General features: G+C 75.7%; 10 protein-coding genes. 5 read left to right on the top strand and 5 right to left on the bottom strand.

The window, feature by feature from the left end:
* The 5 genes from infB to WAA21_RS10380 all read left to right on the top strand — a co-directional run.
* Positions 1 to 2484, top strand: a 2484-nt coding sequence (infB, locus tag WAA21_RS10400) for a translation initiation factor IF-2 (protein WP_336922726.1), incomplete at its 5' end; no start/stop codon positions are given.
* A gap of 85 nt (positions 2485 to 2569) precedes the next feature.
* Positions 2570 to 3106 carry a 30S ribosome-binding factor RbfA gene (gene rbfA, locus WAA21_RS10395; protein ID WP_336922725.1) on the top strand — a complete coding sequence of 179 codons (537 nt, stop codon included), beginning with the start codon at positions 2570 to 2572 and terminating at the stop codon, positions 3104 to 3106.
* A gap of 69 nt (positions 3107 to 3175) precedes the next feature.
* Positions 3176 to 5011, top strand: a complete 1836-nt coding sequence (locus WAA21_RS10390) for an arylsulfotransferase family protein (protein ID WP_336922724.1) — start codon at positions 3176 to 3178, stop codon at positions 5009 to 5011.
* A complete protein-coding gene (truB, locus tag WAA21_RS10385; protein ID WP_336922723.1) occupies positions 5008 to 5988 on the top strand; it encodes a tRNA pseudouridine(55) synthase TruB in 981 nt (326 codons plus the stop codon). The genes WAA21_RS10390 and truB overlap by 4 nt, the downstream gene beginning before the upstream one ends.
* A 103-nt stretch (positions 5989 to 6091) precedes the next feature.
* Positions 6092 to 7366, top strand: coding sequence for a M48 family metalloprotease (locus WAA21_RS10380; RefSeq protein WP_336922722.1), 1275 nt, complete (start codon positions 6092 to 6094; stop codon positions 7364 to 7366).
* A gap of 355 nt (positions 7367 to 7721) precedes the next feature.
* Here the strand turns inward: WAA21_RS10380 and WAA21_RS10375 are convergent, their stop codons facing one another.
* From WAA21_RS10375 to WAA21_RS10355, 5 genes are all read right to left on the bottom strand, one after another.
* Positions 7722 to 8024: an AzlD domain-containing protein gene (locus WAA21_RS10375; RefSeq protein ID WP_336922721.1), complete on the bottom strand. Its 303-nt coding sequence runs from the start codon at positions 8022 to 8024 to the stop codon at positions 7722 to 7724.
* Positions 8021 to 8791 carry an AzlC family ABC transporter permease gene (locus tag WAA21_RS10370; protein ID WP_336922720.1) on the bottom strand — a complete coding sequence of 257 codons (771 nt, stop codon included), beginning with the start codon at positions 8789 to 8791 and terminating at the stop codon, positions 8021 to 8023. Before WAA21_RS10370 ends, WAA21_RS10375 begins: the two co-directional genes overlap by 4 nt.
* Before the next feature lie 84 nt (positions 8792 to 8875).
* Positions 8876 to 9559: a DUF2461 domain-containing protein gene (locus WAA21_RS10365; RefSeq protein WP_336922719.1), complete on the bottom strand. Its 684-nt coding sequence runs from the start codon at positions 9557 to 9559 to the stop codon at positions 8876 to 8878.
* Positions 9560 to 9579: 20 nt separating this feature from the next.
* Positions 9580 to 10338: an ABC transporter permease gene (locus WAA21_RS10360; protein WP_336922718.1), complete on the bottom strand. Its 759-nt coding sequence runs from the start codon at positions 10336 to 10338 to the stop codon at positions 9580 to 9582.
* Between the two features lie 11 nt (positions 10339 to 10349).
* On the bottom strand, positions 10350 to 11099 hold the full coding sequence (locus WAA21_RS10355; protein ID WP_336922717.1) for an ABC transporter ATP-binding protein: 750 nt from the start codon (positions 11097 to 11099) through the stop codon (positions 10350 to 10352).
* Positions 11100 to 11121: the final 22 nt, after the last annotated feature.

The raw sequence follows: 11121 nt of genomic DNA, 5'->3' as shown, positions 1-11121 counted from the left end.
GCCGCGGCGGCCCCCGCGGCCTCGGCCCCCGCGCCGAGCGCCCCGCGCCCGGCCGCACCCCGTCCGGCTGCGCCCGCGCAGCCGGGTGCCCCGGCCGAGACCGGCCAGGACGCGCAGCCGGGTCAGGGTGGTCAGGGCCAGGGCGGTCAGCGCCCGGGTCCCCGACCCGGTCCGGCCCGTCCGGGCAACAACCCGTTCGCCCCGAGCCAGGGCATGCCCCGCCCCGGCGGCGGCGCGCGCCCGGGGAACAACCCCTTCGCCCCCAGCCAGGGCATGCCGCGGCCGCAGGGCCGTGGTGCGGCGGGCCCCGGTGGTCCCCGCCCCAGCCCGGCGGGCATGCCCCCGCGCCCGAACCCCGGCATGATGCCGCCCCGTCCGGCCGCGAGCCGGCCGGGCCCGGGTGGTCCCGGTGGTCGTGGTCGTCCCGGTGGTCCGGGTGGTCCCGGTGGTCGCGGTCGCGGCCCCGGTGGTCCCGGCGGCGGTCCCGGTGGTCCCGGCGGTCCCGGTCGTCTGCCCAGCAGCGGCGGGTTCGGCAAGGGCTCCCGCGGTCGCGGCGGCACGCAGGGCGCCTTCGGCCGCGGCGGCGGCCGCCCGGTGCGCGCGCGCAAGTCGAAGCGGGCGAAGCGCCAGGAGTTCGACAACATGTCCGCGCCCACGATGGGCGGCGTGGACGTCCCCCGTGGCGACGGCACCACGATCGTCCGGCTGCGTCGCGGCTCGTCCCTGACGGACTTCGCCGACAAGATCGACGCGAACCCCGGCTCGCTCGTCAAGGTGCTCTTCGGCCTCGGTGAGATGGCGACGGCGACGCAGTCGCTCGACGAGGACACGTTCCGTCTGCTCGGCACCGAGCTCGGCTTCGACGTGCAGATCGTCTCGCCGGAGGACGAGGACCGCGAGCTCCTCGAGGGCTTCGCCATCGACCTCGACGAGACGTACGACGACGAGGCGCTCATGCCGCGCCCGCCGGTCGTCACGGTCATGGGCCACGTCGACCACGGCAAGACGAAGTTGCTGGACGCCGTCCGCTCCACCGACGTGGTGGCGGGGGAGTCCGGTGGCATCACGCAGCACATCGGCGCCTACCAGGTGCACCACGACCACGAGGGCGTCGACCGCCCGCTCACCTTCATCGACACCCCGGGTCACGAGGCCTTCACGGCCATGCGTGCCCGTGGTGCGAAGGTGACGGACATCGCGATCCTCGTCGTGGCCGCCGACGACGGCGTCATGCCGCAGACCGTCGAGGCGCTCAACCACGCCCAGGCGGCGGACGTGCCGATCGTGGTCGCGGTCAACAAGGTCGACAAGGCGGGCGCCAACCCGGACAAGGTCAAGGGCCAGCTCGCCGAGTACGGCCTCGTGTCCGAGGACTACGGCGGCGACACGATGTTCGTCGAGGTGTCGGCGCTGCAGCGCCTCGGCATCGACGACCTGCTCGAGGCCGTCATCCTCACCGCGGACGCCGCGCTGGAGCTGCGGGCGGCGCCCGACACCGACGCGCGCGGCATCTCGATCGAGGCGAACCTCGACAAGGGCCGCGGCCCGGTCGCGACCGTCCTCGTGCAGCAGGGCACGCTCCACGTCGGCGACGCGATCGTCGCCGGGACCGCCTACGGGCGCGTGCGGGCGATGTTCGACGAGCACGGCAACTCCCTGGACGAGGCGCTTCCCGCCCGTCCGGTGCAGGTGCTGGGCCTGACGAGCGTCCCGGGCGCGGGCGACACCTTCCTGGTGGCGCCCGACGACCGGACCGCCCGTCAGATCGCCGAGAAGCGCGAGGCCGTCGAGCGCAACGCGGCCCTGGCCAAGGCCCGCAAGCGGATCACGCTCGAGGACTTCACCCAGCAGCTGCAGGCCGGCAAGGTCGAGACGCTCAACCTCATCCTCAAGGGCGACGTCTCCGGCTCGGTCGAGGCGCTCGAGGAGTCCCTCATGCAGCTCGACGTGGGCGACGACGTGCAGCTGCGCGTCATCGACCGCGGCGTGGGCGCCATCACCCGCACCAACATCATGCTCGCGAGCGCGTCGAACGCGATCGTCATCGGCTTCAACGTCCGACCGGACGGCCCGGCGACCCAGCTGGCCGACCGCGAGGGCGTCGACATCCGGTACTACTCCGTGATCTACGGGGCGATCGAGGACGTCGAGAACGCGATGAAGGGCATGCTCAAGCCGGAGTTCGAGGAGGTGCAGCTCGGCAACGCCGAGGTGCGCGAGGTGTTCCGCTCCTCCAAGTTCGGCAACATCGCGGGCTGCATCGTGCGGGACGGCCTCATCCGCCGCAACGCCAAGGCGCGTCTCATCCGCGACGGGGTCGTGGTCAACCAGGACCTCAAGATCGAGTCGCTGCGCCGGTTCAAGGACGACGCCACCGAGGTCCGCGAGGGCTACGAGTGCGGTGTCGGCCTGGGGTCGTTCAACGACATCCGCGTCGACGACGTCATCGAGACGTTCGAGATGCGCGAGAAGCCGCGCGACTGACGCACCGCACGACGGCGCCGTTCGGGGGAACCCGGCGGCGCCGTCGTCGTCGGGGCACACACCCGTACGAGACGAGGAGAGGGACATGGCCGACCCGGCACGCGCGAGGCGGCTCGCGGACCGCATCAAGGTGGTCGTCGCGGAGACGCTCGACAAGAGGATCAAGGACCCCCGGCTGGGCTTCGTCACGGTGACCGACGCCCGCGTCACCAACGACCTGCAGCACGCCACCGTGTTCTGGACGGTCTACGGCGACGACGAGCAGAAGGCCGCGACCGCGGCTGCGCTGGAGTCGGCGAAGGGCGTCCTGCGCAACGAGGTGGGCCGGCAGACGCAGGTGCGGCTCACCCCGACGCTGGAGTTCGTGCTCGACGCCGTGCCCGAGGCGGCCAGCCGTATCGACGACGCCCTCGCGGCCGCGCGCGCCCGTGACGCCGAGATCGCCGCGGCGGCGGTGGGTGCCCAGCCGGCCGGCGAGGCCGACCCCTACCGGCAGCCGCGCGAGGCCGAGGAGACGGCCGACAGGCTCGAGGGGCCGGACGACGAGCTCGAGGGGCCGGACGACGGGCCGGACGACGAGCCGGACGACGAGGCGGACGACCGGGCCGACGAGCGTCTCTGACGGTCCCGGCAGCGGGCGCGCCACCGCGCCCGCCGTGACGGCCCGGCCGTCCCCACTACGGTGAGCGGCGTGCGACCCAGTCCCTCCCGCCACCGGCCGCGGGCGGCGGCCCTGCTGCTGCCGCTGGCCGGCGCCGTCGCCCTCGCCGGCTGCACGCTGAGCGTCGGCCAGGGGCCGCGCCCCGAGCGTCTCGCCGCCGACGCCGCCACGAGCGCGTGGGTGTACCCGCGCGCCGGTGCCGGCCACGTGCACCCCGAGACGACCATCTCCTTCCGCGGGGCGACGGTGCAGTCCCTCGGGGAGGTGTCCGTCACCGGCTCCGACAGCGGGGCGCACCCCGGGAGCCTGCGGGCGCACCCCGACGGCGGCGGTGCGACGTTCGTGCCCGACGAGGAGTTCGAGGCCGGCGAGACCGTGACGGTCCGCACCGACGCCACCGTGGTCGGCGCGTCGGACGACGGGACCTTCGACCTCGGCGTCATGACGCCGGTCGAGCTCGGCGGCGGGGAGGGCGGCGCGCCCGCGCCCGACGGCACCCACCGCCCCCCGCGCGACCTCGAGACCCTGCCCGACCTCGGCGTCGCCGACGTGCAGGTCGCCGACGGTGCCGGCGCGGGCCCGGACGGGCTCGTGCTCGCCACGGCGGGGGAGAATGGCGAGGGGGTGGCCGACCAGGTCGTGCTGCTGCGGCCCGACGGCGGGCTCGTGTTCAGCAGCGCCGCACGCGAGGGCTCCGCGGACGGCACCGAGAACGCGGCCGTCCAGCTGCTCGACGGCGAGCCCGTCCTCACGTGGTTCGAGGGGGAGTCGCTGGAGGTGCAGGGCGCCTTCCGCGGCCGCTTCGTCGTGGTCGACGACGGCTACGAGGAGCTGTACTCCCTCGAGGGCGAGAACGGCTACGAGCCGGACCTGCACGAGCTCGTGCTCACCGACCGCGGCACCGCGGTCTACACGTGCTACGTGCCGCAGCAGGTCGACCTCACCTCGGTCGACGGCCCGGCTGACGGTGTCGTCATCGACTCGGTCGTGCAGGAGGTCGACCTCGACTCCGGCGACGTGCTCTTCGAGTGGCACGCCCTCGACGACCTCGACGTCACCACGTCGCTCGCCGACGTCGGCGGGCGCAGCCTGGACGCGACCCACATCAACTCCATCGAGGAGGACCGCCGCGGCGACCTGCTCGTGTCGCTGCGCCACGTGAGCTCGCTGCTGCAGGTCGACCGCGGCTCCGCGACGGTCCAGTGGGGCATCGGCGGCGGCGGCGCCGCCTGGGACGAGGAGGGCGTGCGGCGACCGCGCTTCCCGTACCTCGAGCTCGAGGGCGACCCGCCCAGCCTGCAGCACGACGCGCGCTGGCTCGACGCCGACACCATCTCGTTCTTCGACAACGCCAACGCCCGGCGCGGCCCCTCGCGCGGGGTCGTGCTCGACGTGGACCCGGTCGCCGGCACCGCCAAGACCGTCCGCGAGATCACGTCGTCGGACGACCTGTTCGCGCTGTACGGCAGCTCCGCGCGTCCCGACCCCGACGGCGGCTGGCTGCTGGCGTACGCCGACAGCGGCACCGTCACGTGGCACGGCCCGGACGACCCCGACGACGCCGAGTCGTGGCGGGCCACCATGGGCTCCACCAGCTACCGCGCGCAGGTCGTCGACTGGGAGGCCACGCCGGTCGCCGACCCCGTCGTCGTCCGCACGCCCGGCGGCCTCGCGGTGTCGTGGAACGGGGCCACCGAGGTGGTCACGTGGCGGGTCGAGACCGGGACGGACGAGCCCGTCGAGGTGCCGTGGGAGGACCTCGAGACCGAGATCCCGCTGCCGCCGGGCACCGAGCCGCTGCGTGTGGTCGCGCTCGACGCCGGCGGCGCCGCGCTCCGGGCCGTCGCGGTGCCGGCGGTCGGGTGAGCCGCTCGCGCTCGCGCTCGGGCGGGCGGGACGGCCAGGGCGGGCCGGTCGGCGTCGTCGTCGTCGACAAGCCCGCCGGCTGGTCCTCCCACGACGTCGTCGGGCGGTGCCGGTACCTGCTCGGCACGCGCCGCGTCGGGCACGCGGGGACCCTCGACCCGATGGCGACGGGGGTGCTCGTCGTCGGCGTCGGCTGGGCCACGCGCCTGCTCACGTACCTCGTCGGGCACGACAAGGAGTACGAGGCGACGGTCCGGCTCGGCGTCTCGACCGTCACCGACGACGCCGAGGGCGAGGCGACGGGGGGTGCGGACGCCTCCGGCCTGCCCGACGAGGCGGTCGGGTCGGCGCTCGGGGCGCTGCGCGGGGACATCCTGCAGCGCCCGTCGGCGGTGAGTGCCGTCAAGGTCGACGGCCGCCGCTCCTACGCCCGGGTGCGCGGCGGCGAGGACGTGGTGCTGCCCGAGCGACCCGTCACCGTGTCCCGCCTCGAGGTCGTCGCCGCGCGCCGGCCGGGCGACCCGGCCGGGCCGCCGGCGGGCTGCCTCGACCTCGACGTGGTGGCCGAGGTGTCCGCGGGAACGTACGTGCGTGCCCTCGCCCGCGACCTCGGGGACGCGCTCGGAGTCGGCGGTCACCTGACGGCGCTGCGCCGGACCCGCTCCGGCCCGTTCGGTCTCGGGGACGCGGTCGAGGTCCCGGGGCGAGGCGCGGACGACGCCGCGGTCGACCGCGCGCGGCAGAGCCTCTCGGCCGCCGTCCTCGACCTGCCCGCCGCCGCGCGGCGCTGCTTCGCCGTCCGGGAGGTGGACGAGGCGACGGCCCGGCGGCTGCGCCACGGGCAGCGGCTGCCCGCGTGGGGCACCGGCTCGCAGCCCGTCGCGGCGCTGGACCCCGACGGGGCGCTCGTCGGCCTCGTCGTCGACCGGGACGGGGCGGCCCGACCGCTGCTCGTCGTACCGGTCGACGGCTCCTGACCGGCCGGCGGCGACCGGCCCGCCCGGACCGCCGGGCGGCTGGGTCGGCGAGCCGAGCGACCGCGGCGGCGGACGGGGCGAGCCGCCGTGCCACCCTGGCCCGGTGGACGGCTCGGCCGCGACGGCCCGCACGGTGAGCGCCCGGCCCGGGCGGGCCGTGCCCGGCGGCCTCCTCGCCCTCACCGCGGTCGTGGTCGTCGCGCTCGTCGTGGCGGCGGTGCTGCTCGTGCCGTGGACGGCCGCGCCCGCCGGGCCGGTGGACGCCTCGGCGGGCCTCGACCCGGCCGCGGTCGCGGACGCCGAGCGGCTCGTGACGCGGCTGCGGGTGCCGTCCCTGCTCGCCCTCGCCGCCACGACGCTCGCGGCCGTCGGGCTCGTCGCGAGCGGACCGGGACGGCGGGCCCTGGCCCGCGCCCGGTCCCGCGTCCCCGGCACGGCGCTGCAGGTCGCCGTCACCGCGCTGCTCGTGTGCGTGGGGGTCGAGCTCGTGCGGCTGCCCTTCGCCGTCTGGTCGGAGCAGGTGCGGCTCGCGGAGGGGCTGTCGGTGCGCCCGGCGGCCGTCTTCGCCCGCGACCTCGCGCAGGGCTGGCTGCTGGAGACGGTGCCGACGGTGCTGGCGGTCGTCGTGGTCGTCCTGCTCGCCCGCCGGCTTCCCCGCTGGTGGCCCGCGGTGGCGGCGGCCGCGGGTGCGGTCTTCGTCGTCGTGGCGTCGCTGGTCTGGCCCGTCGTCGTCGAGGGCCGCTTCGCCAGCTTCACCGAGCTGCCGGACGGCCCGCTGCGGGTCGACGTCGAGCGGCTGGCGAGCGAGGCGGGCGCGCCCGTCAGCGATGTGCTCGTCTCCGACGCGTCCACGCGCACCACGACGCTCAACGCCTACGTGTCGGGGCTGGGTCCGACGCGCCGGCTGGTGCTGCAGGACACCCTCGTCGACGGGTTCGGTCAGGACGACGTCCGGGCGGTCGTGGCGCACGAGGTGTCGCACGCCGCGAGCGAGGACCTCGTGCGCGGCACGACGCTCGGTGCGCTCGGGGTCGCCGCCGGCGTGCTCGTGCTCGGCACCGGCGCCGTCGCGTGGTCGTCGCGGCGGGGCACGTCGGTCGGCTCCCCGGCGGCCGCGGGCGCGGTCGTGCTGGTCGTGCTCCTCGCGCCGGTCGTCGCCGGCCCGGCCGAGGCGCTGGTCAGCCGGCAGGTGGAGCGCGCCGCCGACGCGGGCGCGGTCGCACTCACCGGCGACCCGGGCGCGTACGCCGACATGATCCGCACCCTCACGCTCGCGAACCGGTCCGACCCCTCGCCGCCGGGGGTGCTCCAGTGGTGGTTCGGCAGCCACCCCACGCCCGCCGAGCGGGTCGCGACCGCGGAGGCCCTGGCCGGCTGACCCGGCCGCCGCGCCGCGAGGGCCGTCTCACGCTCGGCACGACTGTGTCGTGCGCGACCGTGCTGGGGGCGGGTGGTGCGGCTGGTCGTTGGGACGCGACTGTGTCGTGCGCGACCGTCCTGGGGGCGGGTGGTGCGACTGGTGCGGGTGGTGCGGCTGGTCGCTGGGACGCGACTGTGTCGTGCGCGACCGTGCTGTGGGCAAGTGGTGCGGCAAGCCGCTCGTGCACGACTGAGTCGCGCGCGACACAGTCGCCCACGACACAGTCGTGTCCGAGCCGACGCCGCGCAGGGGTACCGCCCCGATGGTCGTGCACGACCGACATCTGCAGGACGCGCCCGCCGAAGGGGACCGGTCAGAGCACCAGCCGCACGACGGCGGTCGCGGCCGCGCCCACGACGACCACGACGAGGAAGGGCGCGCGCAGCAGCAGACACACCGCGGCGGCGCCCAGCCCGACCAGACGCAGGTCGAGCACGAGGCCGTCGCCGCCGCCCGCGACCTGCGTGAGGGTGAGCGCGGCGAACATCGCGACGGGCAGCAGCGCGAGCACCCCGCGGACCCGGGGGTCCTGCACCCACGTGCGCGGCACGAAGGCGCCGGCGACCTTCTGCACCAGGAGCCCGACCGCGCACACCCACACGGTCAGCCAGCTCACGGGCGCACCTCCTCGCCCGTCGACGCGTCGGCCGCCTCCGGCGCGACCGCCGTCTCGGGGCGCAGCCGCGGTGACAGGCCGAGCAGCGCCACCGCACCTCCGGCGAGCACGGGTACCCCGGCCGGGGCGACGAACGACAGCAGCAGCGCCACGACCACCGCCAGGCCCGCGACGAGCGCGGTCCGGCGCTCACGCAGGTACGGCCACAGCAGGGCGAGGAAGGCGGCGGGCGCGGCGGCGTCGAGGCCGAAGGTGTCGGGGTCGCCGAGCGCCTGGACGCCGAAGGCGCCGAGCACCGTCGTGGTGTTCCACGTGGCGAAGAGCATGAGCCCGGTGGTCCAGAACGCGGCGCGGGCCGCAGGCAGCCCGTGCGGCTCGTGCCGCACGGCCATCGCGGTCGTCTCGTCGATGACGAGGTGGGCGGCGAGGGCGCGGGGCAGGAGCCGGCGGGGCAGCACGTCGGTGAGGCGGACCGCGTACAGCGCGTTGCGCACCCCGAGCAGCCACGCCGACGCGAGCCCCGTGACCGGGGCGCCGCCCGCGGCCGCGACCGCCGCGAGCGCGAACTGCGACCCGCCCGTGAAGCCGACCGCGCTCAGAACGACCGCCTGCCACGGTGCGAGCCCGGACGCGACGGCCACGGCGCCGAAGCTGACGCCGTACACGCCGAGCAGGCCGAGACCGACGCCGTCACGCCGGGCGGCGCGTACGGCGTCCCGGTCCCGGACCGCCGTCCCGCCCTCGTCCGGTCGTCCGGGGGTGCTCACCCCCGCGACGGTAGGCGAGACGGTGACCCACCGTCCGGCCCGGCCCTGACCCTGAGGGCCACCCGTGGGTCGGTGGCCCGCCCGTCAGCGCCGCCGCGCCTCGTCGCGGTCGGTCGCCTCGGGCACGTGCGGGCCGACGTGACGGTCGAGCCACCGGTTGAGCGGTGCGAGCGAGCGCCACGCGTCGGCTACGACGTCGCGCGCCTCGGCGGTGAACAGCCACGGCTCGACGTCGTGCTCGCGGAACAGCCCCATGCCCTTGAGTCGCAGCAGCTCGACCCGCGGGTGCTCGGGGTCGACGCCACGCGGGGCCCGCTTGAGCGACTCGTGCGCCCCGGGCGCCCAGCCGTCCTCGCGCAGCGGCGAGACGACCCGGCTGAGCGCCCGGCCGGTGCCGTCGTCGAGGGCGGCGGCCCGGTACCGGGCGAGCTGGTCGCGCTCCATCGTCCAGCAGCCGCCCGCCACCATGAGGCCGTCGGCGGAGACCTGCACGTACAGCGAGCCGGTCCCGCCGCGCCGGCCGTGCGTGTGGGCGCCGGTGTGGGTCTTGTACGGGGACTTGTCGGCGCTGAAGCGCACGTCGCGGTAGGGCCGGAAGACCTTCGCCTCGCCGAACTCCGGTTCGAGGCCCGCCAGCAGGGCGAGCATCGGGCCTCGCACCTGCTCCTCGTACAGGCCCCGGTGGTCGGCCCAGTAGCTCTTGGAGTTGTCCGCCTCCAGGCCCTCGAAGAACAGCGGCAGGTCCTCGCCGAAGCCGGTGAACGTCACAGGTCGACGCTAGCCCGGGCTCACCCGAGCCGTCGTCGCTGCACGAGCAGCGCCGCCGCGTACGCGACGACGAGGAGCACGGCGCACCACGCGACCGCGACCCACACGTCGGCCTCGACGGGCTGACCGGCCAGCAGGGCGCGCACCGCGTCGACGATCGCGGTCACGGGCTGGTTCTCGGCGAACACACGGACGGGCGTCGGCATGGTGTCCGTCGGCACGAAGGCCGAGGAGACGAACGGCAGGAGGATGAGCGGGTAGGAGAACGCGCCCGCGCCCTCGGCGGTGCTCGCGAGCAGGCCGGGCACGACCGCGAGCCAGCTGAGCGCGAGCGTCAGGAGGCCGAGCAGGCCGACGACGGCCAGCCAGCCGCCCACGCCCGCCTCGGGCCGGAACCCCATGACAAGCGCCACGGCCACGACCAGCACGAGCGAGGCGCTCGTCGCCACGACGGACGTCAGCACGTGGGCCCACAGGACGGCGGCGCGCGAGATCGGCAGGGAGCGGAACCGCTCGACGAGGCCGCCGCTCAGGTCGAGGAAGAGCCGGTATGCGGTGTAGGAGATCCCGGTCGCGATGGTGATGACGAGGATGCCCGGCAGCAGGTAGTCGACGTAGCGGACGCCGCCGGTGTCGATGGCCCCGCCGAACACGTAGACGAAGAGCAGCAGGAACGCGACGGGCATGAGCGCCGTCGTGATGACGGTGTCGAGGCTGCGGGCGACGTGGCGCAGCGACCGTCCCAGCAGCAGGGACGTGTCGAGGAGGGACTCGGTCATGGTGGTTCCTCTCAGCTGTGGGTGACGGCGAGGAAGATCTCCTCGAGGCTCGGCTGCTGCTCGACGTACTCGACCCGCGGCGCCGGCAGCAGCCGCTTGAGCTCGGCGACGGTGCCCTCGGCGACGACGCGACCGGTGTGGAGGATCGCGACGCGGTGGGCGAGCTGCTCGGCCTCCTCGAGGTACTGGGTGGTGAGCAGGACGGTCGTGCCCGCGCGGGCGAGCTCGCGGACCGCGTCCCACACCTCCAGGCGCGCCTGCGGGTCCAGGCCCGTCGTGGGCTCGTCGAGCACGACGACGGACGGGCTGCCGACGAGGCTCATCGCGAGGTCGAGGCGGCGGCGCATGCCGCCGGACCACGTGGCGACGCGTCGGTCGGCGGCGTCGGTGAGGGAGAACCGCTCGAGCAGGGCGTCGGCGGTGGCCGCAGCGTCCGGCACCCGTCGCAGCCTCGCGACCAGAGCGAGGTTCTCGCGGCCGGTGAGGACCCCGTCGACCGCGGCGAACTGGCCGGTGAGGGCGATCGCACGCCGGACGGCACGCGGGTCGGCGGCGACGTCGTGGCCGGCGACCACGGCCCGTCCGGCGTCGGCGCGCAGCAGCGTGGCGAGGATGCGCACGAGGGTCGTCTTGCCGGCGCCGTTCGCGCCGAGCAGGGCGAGGATGCTGCCGCGCTCGACGTCGAGGTCGACGCCGCGCAGGACGTGCAGGTCGCCGTAGGACTTCTCGAGGCCACGGACGTGGACGGCTGGGTCGGGCATGGCTGCTCCTGGGTGAGGGGGC

This window comes from Aquipuribacter sp. SD81, assembly GCF_037153975.1.
Classification (GTDB): Bacteria; Actinomycetota; Actinomycetes; order Actinomycetales; family JBBAYJ01; genus Aquipuribacter.
The sequence above is the reverse complement of the archived record's forward strand: the minus strand, read 5'-3'. Positions and strand labels throughout refer to the sequence as shown.

Coding starts and splice junctions, on each gene's coding strand:
- WAA21_RS10355 (WP_336922717.1), bottom strand. CDS start 11,099: ATGCCCGACCCAGCCGTCCACGTCCGTGGCCTCGAGAAGTCCTACGGC.
- rbfA (WP_336922725.1), top strand. CDS start 2,570: ATGGCCGACCCGGCACGCGCGAGGCGGCTCGCGGACCGCATCAAGGTG.
- WAA21_RS10360 (WP_336922718.1), bottom strand. CDS start 10,338: ATGACCGAGTCCCTCCTCGACACGTCCCTGCTGCTGGGACGGTCGCTG.